19 protein-coding genes are annotated in these 21,642 nt (G+C 50.4%); 8 read left to right on the top strand and 11 right to left on the bottom strand.

The genetic code is table 11. The annotated features are described in order from the left end of the window. Nucleotides 1–27: 27 nt before the first annotated feature. From AC2T0J_RS08390 to glmU, 3 genes are read right to left on the bottom strand one after another with little or no spacing between them, the layout of a single operon-like run. The gene (locus AC2T0J_RS08390; RefSeq protein ID WP_489809681.1) at nucleotides 28–567 is read right to left on the bottom strand and encodes a DUF6942 family protein; all 540 of its coding nucleotides are present in this window, start codon (nucleotides 565–567) and stop codon (nucleotides 28–30) included. Next, nucleotides 558–1,598, bottom strand: coding sequence for a Gfo/Idh/MocA family oxidoreductase (locus AC2T0J_RS08385; RefSeq protein WP_489809680.1), 1,041 nt, complete (start codon nucleotides 1,596–1,598; stop codon nucleotides 558–560). The genes AC2T0J_RS08390 and AC2T0J_RS08385 overlap by 10 nt, the downstream gene beginning before the upstream one ends. Further along, nucleotides 1,598–2,956 carry a bifunctional UDP-N-acetylglucosamine diphosphorylase/glucosamine-1-phosphate N-acetyltransferase GlmU gene (gene glmU, locus AC2T0J_RS08380; RefSeq protein WP_489809679.1) on the bottom strand — a complete coding sequence of 453 codons (1,359 nt, stop codon included), beginning with the start codon at nucleotides 2,954–2,956 and terminating at the stop codon, nucleotides 1,598–1,600. The genes AC2T0J_RS08385 and glmU overlap by 1 nt, the downstream gene beginning before the upstream one ends. Nucleotides 2,957–3,157: 201 nt before the next feature. Here glmU and AC2T0J_RS08375 point away from each other — a divergent pair, with 201 nt between their 5' ends. Then, entirely contained in the window at nucleotides 3,158–4,582 is a 1,425-nt protein-coding gene (locus AC2T0J_RS08375) for a sensor domain-containing diguanylate cyclase (RefSeq protein ID WP_489809678.1), read from the top strand. Here the strand turns inward: AC2T0J_RS08375 and AC2T0J_RS08370 are convergent. The 3 genes from AC2T0J_RS08370 to AC2T0J_RS08360 are packed head-to-tail and all read right to left on the bottom strand — an operon-like array spanning nucleotide 4,568 to nucleotide 7,308. After that, nucleotides 4,568–5,464 carry a DMT family transporter gene (locus AC2T0J_RS08370; RefSeq protein WP_489809677.1) on the bottom strand — a complete coding sequence of 299 codons (897 nt, stop codon included), beginning with the start codon at nucleotides 5,462–5,464 and terminating at the stop codon, nucleotides 4,568–4,570. The genes AC2T0J_RS08375 and AC2T0J_RS08370 overlap by 15 nt on opposite strands. Next, nucleotides 5,465–5,917 (bottom strand): methylated-DNA--[protein]-cysteine S-methyltransferase, encoded by a 453-nt coding sequence (locus tag AC2T0J_RS08365; RefSeq protein ID WP_489809676.1) that lies wholly within the window; start codon nucleotides 5,915–5,917, stop codon nucleotides 5,465–5,467. Beyond that, the gene (locus AC2T0J_RS08360) at nucleotides 5,917–7,308 is read right to left on the bottom strand and encodes a DNA-3-methyladenine glycosylase 2 family protein (RefSeq protein WP_489809675.1); all 1,392 of its coding nucleotides are present in this window, start codon (nucleotides 7,306–7,308) and stop codon (nucleotides 5,917–5,919) included. Before AC2T0J_RS08360 ends, AC2T0J_RS08365 begins: the two co-directional genes overlap by 1 nt. A gap of 248 nt (nucleotides 7,309–7,556) precedes the next feature. On the opposite strand from AC2T0J_RS08360, the gene AC2T0J_RS08355 reads away from it, so the two are divergent. Then, nucleotides 7,557–8,660, top strand: coding sequence for a serine hydrolase domain-containing protein (locus AC2T0J_RS08355; RefSeq protein ID WP_489810306.1), 1,104 nt, complete (start codon nucleotides 7,557–7,559; stop codon nucleotides 8,658–8,660). Between the two features lie 35 nt (nucleotides 8,661–8,695). On the opposite strand, the gene speA is transcribed toward AC2T0J_RS08355, so the two are convergent. Continuing rightward, the gene (gene speA / locus AC2T0J_RS08350; protein WP_489809674.1) at nucleotides 8,696–10,624 is read right to left on the bottom strand and encodes a biosynthetic arginine decarboxylase; all 1,929 of its coding nucleotides are present in this window, start codon (nucleotides 10,622–10,624) and stop codon (nucleotides 8,696–8,698) included. A gap of 283 nt (nucleotides 10,625–10,907) precedes the next feature. Here speA and AC2T0J_RS08345 point away from each other — a divergent pair, with 283 nt between their 5' ends. From AC2T0J_RS08345 to AC2T0J_RS08320, 6 genes are all read left to right on the top strand, one after another. After that, on the top strand, nucleotides 10,908–11,285 hold the full coding sequence (locus tag AC2T0J_RS08345) for a DUF3224 domain-containing protein (RefSeq protein ID WP_489809673.1): 378 nt from the start codon (nucleotides 10,908–10,910) through the stop codon (nucleotides 11,283–11,285). Nucleotides 11,286–11,445: 160 nt separating this feature from the next. Next, nucleotides 11,446–12,177, top strand: coding sequence for a MauE/DoxX family redox-associated membrane protein (locus tag AC2T0J_RS08340; protein WP_489809672.1), 732 nt, complete (start codon nucleotides 11,446–11,448; stop codon nucleotides 12,175–12,177). A gap of 137 nt (nucleotides 12,178–12,314) precedes the next feature. Then, entirely contained in the window at nucleotides 12,315–13,811 is a 1,497-nt protein-coding gene (gene glpK, locus AC2T0J_RS08335) for a glycerol kinase GlpK (RefSeq protein WP_489809671.1), read from the top strand. Between the two features lie 631 nt (nucleotides 13,812–14,442). Continuing rightward, a complete protein-coding gene (locus tag AC2T0J_RS08330) occupies nucleotides 14,443–15,204 on the top strand; it encodes a fumarate reductase cytochrome b subunit (protein ID WP_489809670.1) in 762 nt (253 codons plus the stop codon). Continuing rightward, on the top strand, nucleotides 15,204–17,177 hold the full coding sequence (locus tag AC2T0J_RS08325) for a fumarate reductase flavoprotein subunit (RefSeq protein ID WP_489809669.1): 1,974 nt from the start codon (nucleotides 15,204–15,206) through the stop codon (nucleotides 17,175–17,177). The genes AC2T0J_RS08330 and AC2T0J_RS08325 overlap by 1 nt, the downstream gene beginning before the upstream one ends. Next, nucleotides 17,174–17,938 carry a fumarate reductase iron-sulfur subunit gene (locus AC2T0J_RS08320; protein ID WP_489809668.1) on the top strand — a complete coding sequence of 255 codons (765 nt, stop codon included), beginning with the start codon at nucleotides 17,174–17,176 and terminating at the stop codon, nucleotides 17,936–17,938. Before AC2T0J_RS08325 ends, AC2T0J_RS08320 begins: the two co-directional genes overlap by 4 nt. 3 nt (nucleotides 17,939–17,941) lie before the next feature. Here AC2T0J_RS08320 and AC2T0J_RS08315 read toward each other — a convergent pair whose 3' ends face one another. From AC2T0J_RS08315 to AC2T0J_RS08300, 4 genes are all read right to left on the bottom strand, one after another. After that, nucleotides 17,942–18,430, bottom strand: a complete 489-nt coding sequence (locus tag AC2T0J_RS08315; protein ID WP_489809667.1) for a helix-turn-helix transcriptional regulator — start codon at nucleotides 18,428–18,430, stop codon at nucleotides 17,942–17,944. 119 nt (nucleotides 18,431–18,549) lie between these two features. Further along, nucleotides 18,550–19,938: an NAD(P)(+) transhydrogenase (Re/Si-specific) subunit beta gene (locus AC2T0J_RS08310; RefSeq protein WP_489809666.1), complete on the bottom strand. Its 1,389-nt coding sequence runs from the start codon at nucleotides 19,936–19,938 to the stop codon at nucleotides 18,550–18,552. Nucleotides 19,939–19,950: 12 nt separating this feature from the next. Next, the gene (locus AC2T0J_RS08305) at nucleotides 19,951–20,235 is read right to left on the bottom strand and encodes an NAD(P) transhydrogenase subunit alpha part 2 (protein WP_489809665.1); all 285 of its coding nucleotides are present in this window, start codon (nucleotides 20,233–20,235) and stop codon (nucleotides 19,951–19,953) included. A gap of 3 nt (nucleotides 20,236–20,238) precedes the next feature. After that, nucleotides 20,239–21,396: an NAD(P) transhydrogenase subunit alpha gene (locus tag AC2T0J_RS08300; RefSeq protein ID WP_489809664.1), complete on the bottom strand. Its 1,158-nt coding sequence runs from the start codon at nucleotides 21,394–21,396 to the stop codon at nucleotides 20,239–20,241. Nucleotides 21,397–21,642: the final 246 nt, after the last annotated feature.

Genomic DNA, 21,642 nt, shown 5'->3' with positions numbered 1-21,642 from the left:
TAGCACTAAACTTTCAAAAGTTACGCATTAATTTTTATACATAGGTAACTGTAACTGGTTAAACAGGTCGATTAGAAACAATATTTTCGCGTTCGAAAGTTGTCGGTAATCGAAGTACGGGCACACCACAATGTTGCGCTTCTTATTCAGCGCGAACTCGGGGGTTTCCCAATGCAACGAGGACGCTATAGACAAGGAATTTGCGTAAGTTTTGCCGGTGACAATGTGCAGCGCATCGGGAGAAAACTCTTCGGGTTCGCAGAACCACAACGCTGTGTTAGAACCGGCCTGAAGTAGGGTGCCATCGCGAAAGTCCTGCCAGCGGGAGGATGAGTTTCTCAATCCCAGTGATGGCGGTAACGCAAATATCAGCTTGGCGTACACGTTAAACACTTTGCGCCAGCCGTTCCCGCAAGCCTGGCCAATATTATAAATATCCTGCTCCACCAACGGCGATACACCAGGCTGCAAGAGCTCAATCTGCGTATCCGGGCGATTGCCAATGTACACTCGAATTTGCGCACGAGCATCGCCCAGGGCAACAAGGTCCGGATCGGTTAACTGCATTCTACGCTTATTGTTTGTTGCTGTTCGCTGGCAAGCCTGGCCAGTTCAATCACCCTGATCACGGCCACCACACTCTGACCGCTGGCAGGTAACGCCTCGGCGTTGTTGGTTACTAGTGCCGTTGCCAGCTGACGGTAAAAGGTAGTGTAGCCGCCATTAAGCGTAGCAACCGTTGTACTTTCAGCTTCATGATAAAGCGTGCCATACTGTGCCGCGGGTGCCACAGACCAGTCGGGAGCATCAAATGGCAGGCCAGCTTTCAGTTGGTCTTCCTGCGGATCCAGGTGGTATTTACGATAGCTGCCTGCTGTGCCCTGTAAGGCATATCTCAGCGTAGGGCCCGCTTCAAAAGGAGAACTGCCTACTCTCACGGTGATATTCGGATAATGCAGTGTTACTTCAAAGGCATCGTCTGATTCTCCGCCGTTGCGTAAAATACGGATATCGGCCGACACTTGCTGCGGTATCCCGAATAACTGTAGGACCTGGTCGATCAGGTGAGGACCCAGATCCCAGAAAATACCGCTCCCAGGGCCGGCATTTTCCCGCCAGCGTTTACGGGGGGTAGGCCTGAACCGATCGAAACGACTTTCAAGCCGCTTAATATCACCCACCGCCCCATCGGCTATGAGCTTTTTGAGGGTGAGGAAATCGCCGTCGAAGCGACGATTATGAAACACGCAAAGGTGTTTATTAAGCTGAGCAGCAAGCTTAACGAGTTGCTGTGCGCTGTCACTGCTCAAGGTAAAAGGCTTTTCCACCAGCACATGACAACCGGCGCGCAGCGCCGCTTCAGCCTGCTCAGCATGAAGATGATTGGGTGTAGTAATCACTACCAAGTCAAAATCATCGTCAGCGATTGCCTGCTCAAAGCTGTTATATACGTTAACACCCGGCAGCACTCCCTGAACCTTGGCCGGATCCGATGACACCACGCCCTGAATGCTATACGCATCCATAGCCTGTAAAAACGGTACATGAAAGGTTTTGGCGGCGTAGCCAAAACCCATTATCAATACGGAAAGCGCCACTATTTTTTCTTAGGGCGCTGCCAGCCAGCGATATTGCGCTGCTTACTGCGTGCCACGGCCAGCGCATCAACGGGCACTGTTGATGTAATAATAGAGCCTGCTGCAACCGTTGCGCCCGCACCTATCTCTACCGGGGCAACCAGCGCCGAGTTAGAGCCAATAAACGCGTTTTCTCCAATTAGAGTCTTAGACTTATTTACACCATCATAATTACAGGTAATGGTACCGGCGCCAATATTACTGCCCGCACCAATGTCGGCATCACCAAGATAGGTTAAGTGATTGGCTTTGGCACCTTCACCTAAACGGGCTTTTTTCATTTCGACGAAATTACCCACTTTAGCACCACGTTCCATGACCGCGCCTGGACGTAACCGTCCGTATGGGCCCACAGTACAGGATTCTCCAACGCTGGCTTGTTCCACAATGCTGTTGGCTTCGATTACGGCGTTATCGGCCACCTCGCAATCAATCAGCACGCAGTTGGGGCCAATCACCACATTGTTACCCAGCGTTACCTTGCCTTTAAACAGGGTATTGATGTCGATAAACACATCCTGTCCGGTGGTTAACTCACCACGCACATCCACTCGTAAGGGATCGGCCAGGGTTGCACCATTGGTCATGAGTTCTTCAGCCTGCCATTGCTGCAGGGTTCGCTCCAGGCGGGCCAGTTGAATGCGATTGTTTACGCCTTCGACTTCCAGCGGTGAGTCAGGCTGCGCAGCTTTAATTACTTTGCCTTCACCGGCGGCCATGGCAATCACGTCGGTAAGATAATACTCGCCCTGGGCATTGTCGTTGTTCAGTTCACTCAGCCAGCGTTTTAGGTCTTTACCAGGCATCATCATCATACCAGTATTGATTTCGGTGATGGCACGTTGCGCTTCTGTGGCATCTTTATGTTCCACAATGGCCACAATGTTATCGTCGCTACGAATAATGCGCCCCATGCCGGTTGGGTCATCGAGGTTTACGGTGAGTAGCGCCAGGTCGCAACTGGCTTTCACATCGATAAGTCGCTGCAGCGTGTCGGCTTTGATCAGCGGTGCATCCCCTACCAGGATCATAACGTCTTCTTCGTCACTGATATGCTCAACCGTTTGCATTACGGCATGGCCGGTACCTAATTGCTCGGCTTGCAGGCACCAGTTAATCTGTTGCCCGCATACGTTGGCCTGCAGTTGGTCAGCACCATGGCCATAAACCAGATGTACGGCAGTGGCCGTTAAGGATTCTGCGGTATTGATAATACGTTGAACCATCGCCACACCGCCAACCGGGTGTAACACTTTGGGTAACGCCGACTTCATTCTGGTACCTTTACCGGCAGCCAAAACCACTACAGAAAACGCCATAACTCATCCTTTTAAACTGATATTGTGCAATAGTGTAACCAAGCCGGCACAACAAGTCAGCGCTCATTTGCAAGCGGCTCATTATTTAGGTGTTTGTGCTTATACGTCAGTGTTTGGCGACAGTAGCATGAAAAGCCTTCAGTCTGTATTATACTCAGTTTCGGGCCAACAATACCGCTTACAGGGAGAAACAGAAAGCAAGTGAATGCGTTCAGGACATTACATCGAAGTATATTATTGCTCTTTGCAGTAGTAGTGATTGCGATTGTCACTTTAGTACACTTCAGCATCTCAAAAATCGTCGCTGAGCAAAGCCGGGCTCAACAACAGTCGTTGTCGCCAGCGGTTTCGCTGATTGTGTCACAAATTTTAAAACCGCTGCATGTTTCTGAAGCGCTTGGGAAATCCCGGGAGCTGGTTGAATTAATGGAGCATCAGGACATTAACGAGCCTGAGGTATTTGCCGCGTTGGACCGTCTGGAGCAAGAGTTTGGCTTAACCTTTTTTATTGCCAGCGACCTGGCCCGCATGCAGTACAATTCTGACGGTACCAGGCTCGCGCTGATTGAAGGCGAAGTGTCGTGGTATTTTAAATATCGTGACAGAGAAGCCGATGCGGTAGCGGATATTGGTAAGTGGGAAAATCCGCATTTTTATATCGATATCAAAATTTATGACGATGCCGGTAAGTTTTTAGGCTTTTTTGGTGTAGGAAAAAGCTTAAAAAGCTTTGTTTCGGTTTTCGAAACCTACAAACGTCAGTATGGCTACGACTTTTTGTTCGTCGACGGCTCAGGTGACATTATGCTGTCATCCGATCAAACGCTGGTTGCAACCTATTCTGATTTTACTAATTTATCTGAGCTACCCTGGTACGCCAGTTTACCGGAAGCGGTTCGTGCCGAAAATGCCCTGAACAACCAATTGATCACCATCGATGGTAAAGATCATCTGATTGCTGAAGTGAGCCTTCCTCAGTTTGGCTGGACGGTTTACCTGTTGAGTCCGTTGGATGCCAGACAAGCAGAGATATCCCAGGGCTTTATTTTCAGCGTAGTCACCATGCTGGTGATTATTTTTGCGCTGTTCCTGCTTATCTATAATCTGCTTTATTACTTCCGCCGCGATATGCAGCCTGAGCTGATAATTCGTAATACGCACCGTTTGCCGGATCGCAATCAGTTGGAAGTGACCTACCAGTCGCTCACGGAACAAAACGCATCACTGAGTATTATTATGGTCGATATTGATCACTTTATGGATATCAATGACCAGTTTGGCCGCAATGCCGGTGATGACGTGCTCGATAAAGTCTCCGGTTTTATTTCCAGTCACCTGCGCGATCAGGATGTACTGGGGCGTTGGAGCAGTGAGGAGTTCATTATTCTGCTACCCGAAATGGGGCCCCGTGAAGCGCAGGAACTGGCGCAGACTCTGCGCCACGGCATTGCTATTCTGCCGCCGCCGAGCGACTATCCGGAAATGCACTTAACCGCCAGCTTTGGCGTGTCGTTCACGGCTTCCAAGCGTAACCTCAATGAGCTCACGGCCCACGCTGAGGATGCTTTATATCAGGCCCGTCGCGATGGCCGTAATCTGGTTCGTGTGCAATTAATTGACGACTAACCGATGTTTTGCCCAGTGCGCAACGCGCTGGGCAACCCCCGTGGTAAAGCTGATCCCCAGCAATATCAACAATCCGCCGCAGAAATCCCACACACTTAATATCTCATTAAGAAAAATAACGCCCCAGGCAATGCCAAATAACGGCACCAGATAGCCCACCATGACCGCCTTGGCCGGACCGGCTGACGCGATCAGATAGAAATACAACAAGTAAGCCAGGCCAGTACCAACCAGGGCCAGTGCCAGGGCGTTCATCCATGCCAACGACGTAGGCCAGGCCTGCGGAAACTGCATTAAAGCTAATGGGGTCAATAATAATGAGGCCCATAACTGACTGCCCGCTGCCACGGCGACTGGCTTAACGCCAGCCAGGGATTTTTTCATCATACAGGCTCCCCAGCCGTAGCATCCGGCGGCGCCGAGCACAGCCAGCACCGGTACAATACTAAGCTGGCTGCCCAGGGTTTTATCCAGGCTGATCACTACCACGCCGACAAATCCGCACAACAAGCCAATAATAGCGAGCCTGCTGAGACGCTCCCTTAACCAGATAAACGCAAACAGAGCGGCAAACATCGGCGCCGTAGCATTGAGAATAGCCAATACCCCACTTTGCAGTTGCAAGCTGGCAAAGTTGAACAACGCAAAAGGCACCGCCGTATTAATGGCGCCCAGCAAGCACATTGGTTTCCAGAGTCTCACCATCTGCCGGCCACCACCGGTGATAAATAAAAAGGGCAGGAAGACTAAGGTGGCCAGTGATGTTCTCAATACCACCAGCGGTACGATACCAAACTCAGGGGCGGCAACCCGCATAAAAATAAATGAGGCGCCCCAGATTGCCCCCAGGAGTAATAACGCTCCAAGTTCTCGCGATGTCACCTAAATAGCTCCTTCCAGTTCCAGTAAAAATTGCTTTCTGCGTAGTCCGCCGGCATAACCGGTTAATGTGCCGTTCTGACCAATGACCCGATGGCAGGGCACAATAATGGTTAACGGGTTTTTGCCGTTGGCCATACCCACCGCCCGCGATGCCGTGGGTTTACCAATAGCACTGGCAATAGCTGCGTAACTCACCGTCTTACCATAAGGTATTGTTCGTAACTGGCGCCATACTTGCTGCTGAAATGCGGTGCCAGCAGGATTTAGCGGAACGTCGAAAGCGGTTAACTGCCCGGCAAAGTACGCTTCAAGCTGTTCGCAACAGATTTGAGTAAGGGCTGAGGGGCAAGCGTCTTCACCCGATGATGACACGAAGCGAATACTGGTAATCCCCGTGTCGTCTGCGCTGATTGCCATGAGTCCACAAGGACTTTGCCAGTAACTGAGTGCCATTAGGCTTCTCCATTGTGCTGATTGGCCAGTCGCCATAGCTGAATGGTCAGGTAGCTGCGCCATGGCGCGGCCAACGATGCCGTAATGGCATATTGTTGTGTCTGACGGGCAACAATAAGATCTTTTTCCAGATAAATATCCGGCTCACTGCTACCTCGTAGTTTAATATATTGTAAGGTCCAGGGACCAATCCCTTTAATCGCCAGAATGTCACTGTCGCTGAGTTCTTTACCCGGATGTGCGGCCACCAGCGCGGCAAAGTCACGGATCGCCTGTTTTCTGGCACCCGGCATTTTAAGCATCTCCAGCGACGATGCAGCCACACGCTCCGGGGTTGGAAAAGTATGGCCATATTGCTGTTTTTCGCCTAGTTCGTTGCTTAAACGCTGCAATTGTGTGATAGCCGCTTTTATACTGATTTGCTGACCTATAATCGCCCGACACCCGGCTTCAAACACATTCCACACACCGGGCAACCGTATTCCTTCAGTCTGTTGTTCGGAGGGCACTCCGGCGTTGGTTAGTGCCTGCCCCACGCTATGTGGATCAGTATCCATATCCAGTACCCTGCGTAAAGTGATCAGCAACGGCTGCAAATGTTGCGGCCGGGTGAGCTGCGCCTTTATGTGAAAGCCGCCTTGTTGCTCATCATAAGTGGCGCAAACAAAACCCGGTTCATTCTCAACGCTAAAGGCGCGGCTATAACTTTGCCTATCCACACTTTCGATATCTTTTAGCGCTCTTAATTGCAGAAAGTCCCTGACTTGAGGCCAGTTATAAGGCAACCGTACGGGCAAAAAGAGCAACAGTTCTGACCCTGCCGAATGACGCCCGCCAGCCTTACGAATGTCGCCGGCGGTTAATCCAAAATCCTTCTTCAAATGGCTTTGCAGACTCCGGCTCGACTGAAATCCACTGGCAAGCGCCACATCGCCGACCAACATAGTCGTTTGCTGTAATAGGCGCTTAGCCAGCAACAACCGGCTATGTAGCTGAAACCGCTTGGGTGACATGCCCACTTCCCTGGTAATCAACTGACCAAGATAGCGTTCGCTGATCCCCAACCGCTCGGCAATACTCTGTACCGTTTCGTCGAGCGCCTCACTCAACAAGCGCAGCGCACGCTGAGTAGTGGTACTCACACCACGCCATGCAAACGATCCCGGCGCACTGTCTGGCCGACACCGTAGACAGGGTCGATAGCCATGCTCAATAGCCTGCTGAGCATAATGATAATAGTCCACATTTCTTTCATCCGGGATACGGGCCGGGCATACAGGCCGACAGAATATACCCGTGGTTTTTACTGCTACGAAAAAACGGCCATCAAACCGTGGGTCCCGGGATTTTCGGGCTGCAGAGTACTGTTGCTGCATTGATGCGCTGAGCATAACCGGCTCTCAGTTAATGTATTGGTCTCTATTGTATCCTGCTTTGCCGGCCAGAATACGAAGAAATCGGAACTGACAGTCAGCGCTGGATTAATCAGCACTTACTTTCAATAAGTTGATCACTGTGCGGTCACCCCGCATAATAGCGACGATTATTTGACACAACATTATTCAATCCCCTATTCCGGAGTTTTTGTTTGCCTTATTTGGACCTGCTGCGTCGATACTGCTTTATCGCGCTGTGTGTAATGCCTGGATGCATTGTTAGTAACACCACAATCGCCGCCGACCAGTGGTTTGAAGACTATGCTGCTCAGGTAGAACGCGACGCACGCAAATACAATGTCCCCGGCTACGCCATGGTGTTTTATCAACAGGGCGAGTCACCGGTAATCAAAGTCTATGGCCGAACCCACAGTGGCGGAAAAGCCGTTGATGCAAACACTGTTTTCCGCCTGGCATCGGTATCAAAAACTTTCACGGCCGTACTGATGGCCAAACTGGTACGTCAAAAGCAACTCGACTGGACCACTCCGGTGACGGAAATGAGCCCAACGCTGGGCGCTGCTGGCACGCTGAATCCGGGCATGACACTGGGCCATATTGTTGGCCAGTCCAGTGGCTTTATGCCGAACGCATACGATAACCTGATTGAGGCCAATTACCCGTTAAAACGAGTACTTAATCAGCTCGCCGGACTCAAGCCATTATGTAACCCGGGGGAGTGTTATACCTACCAGAACGCCTTGTTTGGTGTGATCCAGGAATATTTTGTCAGTCGTAACACGTCCTATCAGCGCCAGCTTCAGGAGCAATTACTCACGCCACTGGGTATGGATACCGCCAGTGCCGGCAAGGGCGGACTGCTCGCGTCTGCACAATGGGCTCGCCCCCATATTGCGATTGCGCGAAATCGCTGGCGCGAAGGTCAGGTGGAAAGTAATTACTACCGGTTTACGCCTGCGGCCGGGGTCAACGCCAGTATCAATGACATGACACGTTGGCTACAGGCTATGTTACTGGAGTTTCCAACGGTAGTACCAGAAGATGTGGTCACTGCGGTCACAACGCCGAGAGTGCGCACGACAAGAGAAGTTTATCGCCGCGGCTGGCGTGAAGACCTGAACGATGCGCATTACGGACTTGGCTGGCGCATCTATGATTACGCCGGTGAAGTGCTTAACTATCATGGTGGCTGGGTAAAAGGCTATCGTGCCGATGTGTCCTTCTCTCCCAAATACAAAGCCGGCTATGTGATGCTGATGAACGCCGAGTCTAACCTCATAAACACCACGACTGCCGACTTTTGGGAAGCCTATTTTGAACAGGCCAAGCGTCGCTCGCAAGAATAGTTGCCCGCTCGCCTAGCTGCGAGCAGGACTCCTTGTTACTTACCGGTTTTCAAATAGGTATAGCCGCTCAGACAAGCCTCGTAAAAGTCTGTCCAGCGTACACCTTCACGGGGTTTGATCTTTCCTGCTGAAACCTGCTTATCAATTAACCGCTTAACATCATAAGCCATGGCTTTGGGGTTGTACTGCATAATGCTCAGCACATCTTCCACTGATGTCCCTTTCACCACTTCTTCGATGTAGAAATCTTCCGGATCGTCGTCGTAACTGAAAATATGTACTTCGTTCAGGCGACCAAACAAGTTGTGCATGTCACCCATAACGTCCTGATAAGCGCCGGTAAGGAACAGGCCAATATAGTAGGGTTCGTCCGGCTTCAGCTTATGCATTGGCAATACGTCGGTAATTTCGCGGCCTACAGTGAACTGATCGATTTTGCCATCGCTGTCGCAGGTTATGTCTACCAGCGAACAGTTCACCTCCGGGCGTTCATTCATACGTGTGATCGGCACGACCGGCAATAACTGGTCGATAGCCCAGGTATCAGCAGCCGACTGAAACACCGAGAAGTTACACAAATACTGCGAAGATAAACTGTAATCGAGTTCCTGCAATTCTTCAGGAACATACTCCGCATGGGCGTAATATTCTTGCAGGCGCACCATAATTTCCCAGTACAGAGTTTCGATTTTTGCCAGCTCTTCCAGCGAAAGGACACGCAATTTGAAGGCATCCAATGCCTGTTCTTTATATTGCGATGCGTCGTTATATAACTCCTGCATATTGGTTTGCTGGTCGAAGGTGCTGGCCATTTCCCGCATGTTCTTAACGAAATAATGCTCGCCTTCGGCCTCGCAGGTGTCTACGCCAGCGCTGTTGGAACGGATTTCACCCATGATCTGAGTGATGACGCAGCTGTGGTGTGCGGTAATCGCGCGGCCACTTTCGCTAACCAGATGAGGGTGTGGTACGCCTTCCAGATCGCACACTTCTTTCATACCATAGACCACATCTGCCACATACTCCTGCATGGAGTAGTTGCGCGAGGATTCACTGGTAGAAGCGGTACCGTCGTAGTCGATCCCTAAACCGCCGCCAACGTCAACATAATCCAGCGGGAAGCCCATCTTATGCATTTCCGCATAAATCCTGCCACCTTCAGAAATCGCTTCTTTTACCGAGCGAATGTCGGTGAGCTGACTACCAATATGAAAATGCAATAATTTGAGGCAGTGAGCCATGCCCTGCTCTTTGAGGTAACGGGCAGTATTGATAATTTCGGCAAAACTCAAACCAAACTTGGCGCGCTCACCACCGGAGCTCTCCCATTTTCCTCGCCCTTTCACAGTCATCTTGGCGCGTACACCAATTAACGGTTCGATGCCCAGCTCTTTGGAGATTTTAACCAGTAACAGAAGCTCTGAGTATTTTTCCACCACCACTACCATGCGCCGACCCAGTTTGCGACCGAGCAAAGCCAGGCGCATAAACTCTTCGTCTTTATAACCGTTTAGAATGGTTAACGAGTCTTCATTGGTGTTGAGCGCGAGCACAGTGATAAGCTCAGCTTTGGAGCCAGCTTCCAGACCATAATTGTAGTGTTCGCCCACATCCACAATCTCTTCTACCACTTCACGCATCTGGTTTACTTTTACCGGATACACACCCTGGTATTCACCGCTATAATCTGCCTCAGCGATAGTATTACGAAAGATGGTGTTCAGGTTGGCAACCTGAGAGCGCAAAATATCATGAAAACGGACTACAACGGGCAGTTGCACGCCTTCTTGATGGATCTCTTCAATGACCGCTTTAAAATCGATTTGAATTGAAGGATCCGAAGGGTTGGGGGTGACCTTAATATTGCCGTTTTCACCAATGTGAAAATAGCCACCGCCCCAGCGGGAAACGCCATATACGCGTTCCGCCTCTTCAACAGACCACTCCTTAGAAGTTCCATCCATCGTTAACACCTTAAATTTTTTGCGTGCTGGTAATAATGATTTGCAGCTGTCGTGCACATGGCGCGTATTATAACGGTCTTTGCAGTCAGCGCTATGACAATTTACGCGTCAGCCATTGAGTCGGATTATTGCTTTTTTACGTATTCAATCAATATGATAGAAATGTGTTGACTATTTTTTACACATCACCGTACCATAAAGTAGAACAAATTCATGATATTAACACATCATTCGTGAGCATTTCGCAGTGCCGGGATAAGTCCACGCCAAGGAGTATGAGATAATGCAGCGTGTATTAGGAGAGTTTGCTGTTGAGTTAACCCCGCAACAGGATGAGCTGGATATGGGCAGGATGTTGATCAAGAAAACGTTCACCGGTGAGCTTGCTGGCATTTCAAATGGTCAGATGCTAAGCAAACGCAGTGCCGTTCAGGGTTCAGCAGGTTATGTTGCCATGGAAACCTTTACCGGGGAGCTGCTAGGTAAAAGAGGCTGTTTCTCCCTGCAGCACCTCGGTATTATGAGCCGTGGTGAACAAAAACTCACTATTGTCGTCGTGCCTGACTCCGCCTCCGGAGACTTAACCGGCTTATATGGCAACATGCAAATCCAAATCGTAGAAGGTAAGCACTACTACGACTTTGAGTTCGATTTTACCTGAATCCCCCTCTGAGTAGCTTACCCTCCTGACTCACCATACAGGAATGGTTCCTGCAGCCATGTTCTGCAGAGTCTTTATCCCCCTAATTTTGCGTACTGAGATGTAGTTATTACAGGTTGGTCGTGTCGGTGGGTGAATAATTTTCATTGCGGAGGACGTCATGAGCAACACAGCAAAACTTTATCGCATGGTGACATCACAACATATCTGCCCTTTTGGCCTGCGCTCTAAAGATTTACTGGAGCGGAAAGGGTTTGAGGTGGAAGATCATCAGTTATCTTCCCGCGCAGAAACCGATGCGTTTAAACAACAACACGATGTAGAAACCACCCCGCAAACTTTTATCGATGGAAAGCGAATTGGCGGTTACGACGACCTGCGCGAATATTTTGGTAAAGGCGAAGCAGGCCAGACCGGTACTACCTACACACCGGTAATCGCCATTTTCTCGGTAGCAGCACTAATGACCCTGGGTTGGCAGTTAGCCTCGGCCAGCAGCCTGCTTAGTGTATCTTCATTACTGCTTTTTATTGCCGTGACCATGTGCTTTCTGGCAGTACAAAAACTGCAGGATCTATATCGTTTTACCCAATCGTTTATCACTTATGATTTGCTGGCCATGCGCTGGCTACGGTACGGCTATATTTATCCTTTTTTAGAGGCTTATGCAGGTATCGGTATGATTGCCGCTTTTCCGGCCCTGTGGGTTGCTCCGGTATCCCTGTTTATTGGTACTGTTGGTGCCGTATCGGTATTTAAAGCGGTGTATGTAAATAAACGTGAACTCAAATGTGCCTGCGTAGGCGGCGACAGCAATGTGCCCCTGGGCTTTGTCTCATTGGCGGAAAACTTGTTTATGATTGGCGGTGGTTTGCTGATGCTACTTAACTAACCCGTGCGATTAAAAAAGGCTGCCGGATGGCAGCCAGTTGCGTGGAATACTGAATAAAGCGTACCTGCGGATAACTGGCGTTCCGCTTTTATCCCGTTAAACTACAGAAGTATAACTAATTAAAAAATGAGCGATGTATGCCTGCTGCAACCGGGAATTCTGCCTACCTGGCTATCGACCAGGGAACCACTTCTTCAAGGGCCATATTGTTTAACCAACGGTTTGAAATGCTATACACGGCGCAGCGGGAGTTTCCGCAATACTACCCAAAAAATGGCTGGGTAGAACAGGATCCGGAAGAGCTATGGCAGTCAGTACTGAATGTGGCTCGTGAGGCGTTAACCGTTGCCAGCGATCTCAAACTCTCAGTTAAGCATGTGGGGATCACCAATCAACGGGAAACCACCCTGGTATGGAATAAAGAGTCAGGCCAACCTGTATATAATGCTATCGTCTGGCAGGACCGACGCACCAGTGGCTATTGCAGCAGCTTATCGGTGCATGAAAACCTGGTGCAACAAAAAACCGGCCTCAAACTGGACCCGTATTTTTCGGCCAGCAAGATACGCTGGATCCTCGACAATGTTGAAGACGCGGCCGAGCTGGCAGCAAATAACAAACTGCTGTTTGGGACCGTTGATACCTTTTTAATCTGGCGCTTAACCAACGGCAACGTGCACGCCACTGATGTGACCAATGCCAGTCGCACCAGTTTGTTTAATATTCACAGCCAGCAGTGGGATGAGGAACTCTTAGCGCTGTTTGATATTCCAACCGGCCTGCTGCCAGAGGTAAAAGAATGTGCCGACGACTTTGGCCGAACACAACCAGGCCTGTTGCCGGTAGTGCTAAACATCAGCGGTGTGGCTGGCGACCAACAGGCAGCTATGGTGGGCCAGGGCTGCATAACTCAGGGGAGCGTTAAAGCTACCTATGGTACGGGTTGCTTTGCGCTGGTCAATACCGGTAGTCACTGTGACATCAACACCACCGGCCTGCTTACCACTATCGCTTATCGGCTCAATGGCGTTACTCATTATGCGGTAGAAGGCTCCATTTTTGTTGCCGGGGCTGCGGTGCAGTGGCTGCGCGACGGGCTTGGATTGATTGAAAAAGCCGCCGATTCCGAAGCTATTGCCGGGCAGGTGGGTAACGAACATGGCCTGGTAGTGGTGCCTGCCTTTACCGGCCTTGGTGCCCCGCACTGGGCTCCCGATGCCCGCGGAGCGGTATTCGGCATTACCCGCGCCACCACTGCGAATGACATTGTTCGCGCCACGCTGGAGTCAATTTGCTTTCAAACTCACGATTTAGTCACGGCCATGAGTAGCGGCGGTAATCACCCGACCATTTTGAAGGTGGATGGCGGCATGGTTGCCAATGACTGGTTTTGCCAGTACCTGGCTAATACGCTGGATGTCCCGGTTGTAAGACCAAAAGTGATGGAAACCACAGCGCTTGGCGCCGCGTTACTGGCTGCTTTTCAGGCTGGCGATATCAACGAGCCGGCACAGCTGGCGAAGGCAAACCCTTGCCAGCGCCAGTTTGAAGCCGGGGCATCAGACAGCGACCGGGAACATCGGTTAACACAGTGGCATAAAGCGGTTCAGGCCACTTTGCACATGGCAAAGTAGCCTGTTTGAATATCAGTAGGATGATATTCCGGTTTAACAGTATTATTCCTGCAGGTTGTCGCTAAAAAACGCGTCGATTTTAACGGAGGGGGTTTTATCCGGTTGATCGTATAAATCGACATGTACCGTACCGGCGAGAATGAGCTACTCATTAAGCTCAGCCGTTGCGTGATACGCATCATCGGTAAAATATTTGGCATGCGCGTTGTCACCGCGCAATCAGCAAAACAGGACCGGTGCTATTTTGTCGACACAGAATAACAACGGCATATTCATTAACGACAACACCATTGTTGCTGCCCACTGGTCGTTCGAATTAATCGTGTGCGGATAGAAAGATAATTCCATTTTATTGGCTGTTTGCCCGAACAATCGAGATTTTATAAATTCCCCTATCCGCCGGGTCCGGCCTCTATGATCCAGAACAAACACTTGTATGATCACCTTGCCGGTGCATTGCGCGGTACTTTTTAGTACCCTAAGCTAAAACAAATACCACATGGTTAGTGCTGACGTTTTATTCAATCCCAACTAGCCATGTCATAACAAAGTAAAACGTAACCTTTACATTCAACCACTCAGGCTAATCTTCCCTGCACTCAGGGAACCCGACTTTCAGGGAGAAAGTACTGTGCTGTTTAAAACCCCGTTAACCAGCCCCCGCGGCCCCGCGGTAATGGACATGCTGCAAAGTGTCAGCGGTATCATCCTGGCCCTGTTTATGTGGGCACACATGTTTATGGTCTCGAGCATTCTGCTCGGCAACGATGCCATGTACTGGATCACCAAGATGTTTGAAGGCGAGCCCCTATTTGGCAAGGGCTATCCCATTCTGGTGAGCCTGTTTGCTTTGTTTATCCTGTCGTTAATTGTGCTGCACGCGTTTCTGGCAATGCGCAAGTTTCCGGCCACCCACCGCCAGTATCGCACTTTGCATAAGCACCTTGGCGGGGTTCGACACATCGACAGCTACTTGTGGTATGTGCAGGTAATTACCGGCTTTGCGCTATTCTTTTTAGCGTCGGTACATTTATACCAGCTCATTATGCATCCGGCGGACATTGGCCCCTTCGCCTCATCCGACCGAGTATGGACAGGGCGCATGTGGCCTCTGTATTTGGTTCTGCTGTTTGTGGTAGAGCTACACGGCGGCATTGGCCTGTATCGGGTATTAGTAAAATGGGGCTGGTTTATGGGTAAGGATCCGAAAGTTGGCCGCAAACGCCTGACCATTGCTAAATGGGTACTCACCTTATTCTTTCTGATACTGGGACTGATGACCCTGGCCGCCTACATGAAAATAGGTTATGAGCACCAGGACCGGGCCGGAGAACGTTATCAGCCAGCAGCATATTCGCAGGTAAACAATGCATCGCAGGGAGGCAACCACTAATGCAAACTATTGTAACCGATGCATTGATTATAGGCGGCGGTCTGGCCGGTTTAAGAGCCGCTATTGGTGTTAAACGCCGCGGATTTACGCCACTTATTTTAAGCCTTGTGCCTCCTAAGCGCTCCCATAGCGCTGCGGCTCAGGGTGGTATGCAGGCCAGCCTGGGCAACAGTGCCAAGGGATGGGGAGATAACGAAGATGTGCATTTTGCCGATACTATTCGCGGCAGCGACTGGGGAGCTGATCAGTTGGTTGCTCGCATGTTTGTGCATACCGCACCGAAAGCGGTTCGCGAACTTGCTGCCTGGGGCGTTCCCTGGAATCGCGTACAAAAAGGTGATCACAAAAGCGTGATAAACGGTGAAGAAGTCACTATCACCGAACGCGATGAAGCCCACGGGCTGATTACCGCACGTAACTTTGGTGGTACTGCCAAATGGCGCACCAATTATGTTGCCGATGGTACCGGCCACTCGATGCTTTATACCATGAGCAATCAGGCCATTGCCGAAGGCATCGAAGTGCACGAGCGGATGGAAGCCATTGCTCTGCTTCACGAAGACGGCCGCTGTCAGGGCGCCATAGTTCGTAATCTTATTACCGGCGAGCTTATTGTTTACCTGGCGAGGGTCACCTGCATCGCCACCGGCGGCTTTGGTCGCATTTACCGGGTATCGACCAATGCGGTAATCAATCAGGGCATTGGCACAGCCATCGCGCTTGAGACCGGCATCGCCAAGCTTGGCAACATGGAAGCGGTGCAGTTTCATCCTACCGGCATTTTTCCTGCCGGCATACTGGTCACCGAGGGCTGTCGTGGTGACGGCGGTCTGCTGCTGGATGCCAGAGAACACCGTTTTATGCCTGACTACGAGCCTGAGAAACGCGAGCTCGCCTCACGCGATGTGGTCTCACGCTGGATGGAAACCCATATTCGCAACGGCCACGGCGTGCAGTCACGTTTCGGCGAGCACTTATGGCTGGATATCCGTTTGCTGGGTAAAACGCACATCAACAGTAAACTCCGCGAAGTAAAAGAAATCTGCCAGTATTTCTTAGGCATCGACCCCACCGAGTCGCTGATTCCGGTGCGCCCGGCTCAGCACTACTCCATGGGCGGAATTCGCACCGACTACCGTGGCGAATCACCTACGCTAAAAGGCTTATTTGCCGCCGGAGAAGCCGCGTGCTGGGATATGCATGGTTTTAACCGTTTAGGCGGTAATTCGGTGGCAGAAACCGTGGTGGCAGGCATGATTGTAGGGGAGTTTATGGCCGATAGCCTGACAACAGACGCCACCCTGACCATCAACTCAACGGCGATTGATAGCCAGGTTAAAGCGGTTTGTGATGAACTTGCCTCATTCCAGCGCAGCGATAACAACGAAAACGCCTGGCAGATTATCGAAACCATGCAATCGGTCATGACCGAAAAGGTTGGCATCTTCCGCCATGGCGAGCAGTTGACTGAAGCGGTGACCGAATTGCAAACGCTTTGCGAGCGTGCCGAACGGATAAAAGTGAGCGACACCAGTCGCGGCGTTAACCCGGAACTCTGCGCCGCATACCGGGCCAAAAAGATGCTTAAACTCAGCCTGTGTGTGGCCAGCGGCGCATTGGCCCGGGAAGAAAGCCGAGGTGCGCATTGCCGTGAAGATTTTCCACTTAGAAATGATAAAGACTGGCTTAAACGCACGCTTACCAGCTGGTCACCGGAAGCTGCTTCACCTGCCATAGACTATGAACCGCTCGATGTAATGAGTATGGAGCTCCCACCCGGGTGGCGCGGCTATGGCGGCAAAGAGCGCATTGATCATCCTGATACCAATACTCGTCAGGCTGAGGTAGATAACGTGCAAGCGGGCGAAGCAGACCGCTTTGCTAAACAACAGCAACTGATGCCTTTTGCTGACTGTTTGCCTGAACCTTTCCGTGGCCGCAATGCCCGTTTGTCAGAGGAGCTTGATGCATGAATGTCTCACCCAAAAACACCATTCCGGTAACGGTCAGCACTGCGAGAACCATTGAGTTTGCCATTTTTCGGCACAATCCGTATGACGACACCAGTGAGCCGCATTTTGAACACTATGAACTGGAAGAAGCCGACAGCATGACGCTGTTTATCGCACTCAACGAGATACGCGCCAGGCAAGCGCCTTCATTACAGTTCGATTTTGTCTGTCGGGCTGGTATTTGCGGCAGTTGCGCCATGTTAATTAACGGCCGTCCGGGGCTTGCCTGCAGAACACTGGTTAGTCAGCTCCCGGCAAAAGTAACCTTAATGCCGTTACCCGGCTTTGAGCTGATTGGCGATTTATCGGTGAACACAGGTAAATGGATGCGCGGAATGAGTGAACATTTACAAACCTGGATCCATAGCGCCGAAGTAAGCAATTTTGATGCGATGGAAGAAAAAATGGCACCAGAGCAAGCGGAACAAATTTACGAATTGGAACGCTGTATCGAATGCGGTTGCTGTATTGCCGGTTGTGGTACTGCGCAAATGCGCCCAGAATTTGTGGGCGCCGTAGGCCTTAATCAGCTGGCACGCTTTAAGATTGATCCCCGGGACAATCGCACTGATGCGCAATTTTATGAAGTGATAGGTAACGATGACGGTGTATTTGGTTGTATGACCATGCTGGGGTGTGAAGATTTTTGTCCGAAAGAGTTACCACTGGCGCAGCAGATTGCTTATATGCGCCGTGCTATGGCCGTGACCGGAGTGAAATAGCCCCTACCCCATCTCTTCAAAGAAAAACGCCGCTAATTCATGGCGGCCGGTGCAGTCTGACTTCTTATACACTGCCGACGCCTGGTGGCGAATGGTTTTCTCGGAAGTTTGCCGCAACTCTGCAATTTCGTTCAGGCTTAGGCCTTTGAGCAAAAATAACCCCACCTCCTTTTCACTGGGGGTGAGTTGCCAGCGGTCAAACTGCTCCTGAACAGCAGCGAAGAAATCCCGTTTGGAACGCTTGAGTTCTTCACTCATCTGGTTGACCTTGGAATTAGAAAGCTCAAGATCTGCCCGCAGTGCTTTTAAAGCTGTGGAACGCTGACGGATATCGAAAATCAAAAAGAGAAACAGACCCGAAGAAATAAGGATTAATAAAGACTCCTGAACAATGTGTATAAGTTCAAGGTCTTCTGAAAAATCGATGTACAGGTCCATGCACTTAAGCGCAATAATACACACCAGTGCAACTGACAGGACTTTATCTTTCACCGCTTTCTCCAATAATCATCTGCCGGAAACCGTTCCCAATAGTATCAGCCAAAACAAAAAATGGCCTGCACAATTCTCTTATGCAGGCCATTTTTACGGTGATTGACTAAGCGTAACGATTAGTCGTCACCAAACTCACGAACGATGTTATTGATAGTTTCCTTCGCATCACCCAGTACCATGCGGGTGTTATCTTTAAAGAACAGCGGGTTATCAACCCCGGCAAAACCAGCATTGGCTGAGCGCTTAAGTACAAACACGGTTTTGGCGCGATACACTTCGATAACCGGCATACCGTAAATCGGGCTGCCTTTCATTTCTTTCGCTGCAGGGTTAACCACGTCGTTGGCACCAATAACGATAACCACGTCGTAATTTTCCATGCGCGGATTTACATCGTCCATTTCACACAGCAAATCATAAGGCACGTCGGCCTCAGCCAGCAGTACGTTCATATGGCCGGGCATACGCCCTGCTACCGGGTGAATAGCATATTCCACTGTACAGTTGTTTTCTTCCAGCAGCGACTGCATCTCGCGAACCGCATGCTGGGCTTGCGCGACCGCCATACCATATCCCGGTACCACCAGCACTGACTGGGCGGCTTCCAGTACGTAGAAAGCATCCTGGGCAGACATGATTTTGACCTCACCTTGGATGGCTTCCCCCATCTCCACCGGCTTGGCAAAACCCGATAACAGCACATTCATCAATGAACGGTTCATGGCCTTACACATGATGTTGGTCAGGATGAGGCCAGATGCCCCCACCAACAGACCGGTGACAATCAAAATAGTGTTGGCTACCGCCAGGCCAGCGGCGCAGGCTGCCACGCCTGAGTAGGAGTTAAGCAACGCAATAACGACCGGCATATCAGCACCACCAATGGAAATGGTGGCCCAGATTCCAAAGCTTAACGCCAGTGCGATAGACACATAGAGCCACAACGGATTACCCGGATCGGTGGCAAACAAGTAACCCACCACAAAAAAAGCAATCAGATGCAGAATACTCAGCTCGCGCAGACCGGTAAAAATAAACGCTTTCGATGACATCTTACCCGACAGTTTACCCCAGGCAATCACTGAACCAGAGAAGGTAATACCACCGATTAATATGGTCAGAAACACGGTCACGAAAATCAGCGCGTCGGTAGTTGCCAGTGTAATCGCGTTCATCCCCGACACTGTTGCCCAGCCAAGCAGCAGTGAAGCTGCGCCACCAAAGCCGTTAAACAGCGACACCATTTCCGGCATGGAGGTCATTTCCACGGTTTTAGCTTTCCAGGCACCATAGGCGCCACCAATCACAAAACCCAACAGGATCCAGTGATAGCTGATAATTTGCTGGTCGATTAAGGTAACGACCACGGCGATAAACATACCCACAGCCGACACCAGGTTGCCTTTTTTGGCCGACGACGGATGACTGAGTAATTTAAGGCCAACAATAAATAACGTGGTTGCCAGTACGTAGGCAAGATTAATGATCAATGCATTATCACTCACAGCATAATCTCCTTACTTGCCTTGTTTTTTCTTGAACATGCTGAGCATACGGTCGGTAACCATATACCCTCCCACTACATTGATACTGGCCAGCGCAACGGCCGCCGTACCTAAAATAGTGGTTAGCGTATTGTTGTCTGAGCCGGAAGCGACCAAAGCGCCTACCAGGGTGATACCAGAGATGGCGTTAGAGCCGGACATTAACGGTGTGTGCAGCGTAGCCGGTACCTTGCGGATAAGTTCAAAACCTAAAAAGGCAGCCAGCAGAACAATAAAGATCAGGTAAATAGTTTCCATGCGTTAGCCCCCTTTGTATGCGTTTTTGAGCATGTCATTGGTGATCTCGCCAGCGTGCGTAATCACGCTTTGAGCAAGAATTTCGTCTTCCAGATCCAGCGTAAACTGCTTGGACTCTTTATCGAAAAACTCATCAATGAGGTTGATCAGATTATTGGCATACATATCGGTAGCATCGCGCGCTACGCGCTGGCTCCAGTGACCGTCGCCAATGACGGTAACACCCTCGACCACAGCCGTTTTGCCAGGCACAGAGCCTTCAACGTTACCGCCTGACACTGCCGCCATATCCACTACAACGCTGCCGGGCTTCATGAGAGCCAGGGTTTGTCTGGAAATCAGCACCGGCGGTTTGCGGCCAAACAGCTGAGCAGTGGTGATCACGATGTCTGAATCGGCAATCGCGTCACGCTGTGCTTCCTGCTGTGTGGCTTTTTGTTCGTCGGTAAGTTCTTTGGCATAACCGTCTTTGGTCTGACCGGTTTCACCAATATCGATTTTGAGGAACTTACCCCCTAAGGATTCGACCTGCTCCGCTACAACCGGGCGAGTATCATAAGCCAGCACATTGGCACCTAAGCGCTTGGCTGTAGCAATGGCCTGTAAACCGGCCACGCCCGCACCAATAATAAACACTTTGGCCGGCTTAATCGTACCGGACGGGGTCATCATCATAGGCAGAATGCTTGGCAGCGCATTGGCAGCCTGCATCATCATCACATAACCTGCCAGGCTCGCCTGAGAACTCAGGGCATCCATTTTCTGGGCGCGGGAAGAACGCGGGATCATCTCAACTGAAAGTGTGGACAACCCTTTGGAGGCCATGCTCTCAACCAGTTCTTGTTGGAAAAACGGGTCGATATGACCAATCACCAATGCGTTGGCTTTGAGTTGTGCAAGCTGGCTACTCAGTGGGCGATTAACATAGAGCACAATATCAGCATCACCCAGCACGTCGGCAGTGGCCTCTACGATAGTGGCACCTTGTTCGGTGTAGGCGACATCGGGATAGCCTGATAACGCGCCTGCATCTTGTTCAATCATGACGGTAAAGCCCATTCGGGAAAACCGCATAACCGTGGCAGGCGTTACCGCACAGCGCTGTTCGACAAAGCTATCATCAATAGCGTGCCTTGCTTCGTTTAGAACTAAGAGTTTCAAGAGTATCCTCCTTTCCTCCGGGCAAAATTAACCTAACCGCTATTTTGAATGAGCGATTAAGCGGTATCTGTTTGTTGCCACAAGGTGCTTTTGATCCATTTATTACAAAATTGTAAAGCTTTCGCTCTATAAAACTGGTTTATATCTACAACTTTGTAATCTTCCATTTTTATTGGAGTTTTAGGAAAGGATTACAGCGAGGAGCCAATAATGCATAAATAAAATCGAAATTGAAAGAGAAAATTT

This window comes from Alteromonas sp. ISO5, from assembly GCF_058105165.1.
The sequence above is the reverse complement of the archived record's forward strand: the minus strand, read 5'-3'. Positions and strand labels throughout refer to the sequence as shown.

Bases quoted from the DNA above. Each gene is read 5' to 3' on its own strand.
- AC2T0J_RS08390 (WP_489809681.1), bottom strand. From the start codon at position 567: ATGCAGTTAACCGATCCGGACCTTGTTGCCCTGGGCGATGCTCGTGCG.
- glmU (WP_489809679.1), bottom strand. From the start codon at position 2,956: ATGGCGTTTTCTGTAGTGGTTTTGGCTGCCGGTAAAGGTACCAGAATG.
- AC2T0J_RS08365 (WP_489809676.1), bottom strand. From the start codon at position 5,917: ATGGCACTCAGTTACTGGCAAAGTCCTTGTGGACTCATGGCAATCAGC.
- AC2T0J_RS08360 (WP_489809675.1), bottom strand. From the start codon at position 7,308: ATGCTCAGCGCATCAATGCAGCAACAGTACTCTGCAGCCCGAAAATCC.
- AC2T0J_RS08355 (WP_489810306.1), top strand. From the start codon at position 7,557: ATGCCTGGATGCATTGTTAGTAACACCACAATCGCCGCCGACCAGTGG.
- speA (WP_489809674.1), bottom strand. From the start codon at position 10,624: ATGGATGGAACTTCTAAGGAGTGGTCTGTTGAAGAGGCGGAACGCGTA.
- AC2T0J_RS08345 (WP_489809673.1), top strand. From the start codon at position 10,908: ATGCAGCGTGTATTAGGAGAGTTTGCTGTTGAGTTAACCCCGCAACAG.
- AC2T0J_RS08340 (WP_489809672.1), top strand. From the start codon at position 11,446: ATGAGCAACACAGCAAAACTTTATCGCATGGTGACATCACAACATATC.
- glpK (WP_489809671.1), top strand. From the start codon at position 12,315: ATGCCTGCTGCAACCGGGAATTCTGCCTACCTGGCTATCGACCAGGGA.
- AC2T0J_RS08325 (WP_489809669.1), top strand. From the start codon at position 15,204: ATGCAAACTATTGTAACCGATGCATTGATTATAGGCGGCGGTCTGGCC.
- AC2T0J_RS08320 (WP_489809668.1), top strand. From the start codon at position 17,174: ATGAATGTCTCACCCAAAAACACCATTCCGGTAACGGTCAGCACTGCG.
- AC2T0J_RS08305 (WP_489809665.1), bottom strand. From the start codon at position 20,235: ATGGAAACTATTTACCTGATCTTTATTGTTCTGCTGGCTGCCTTTTTA.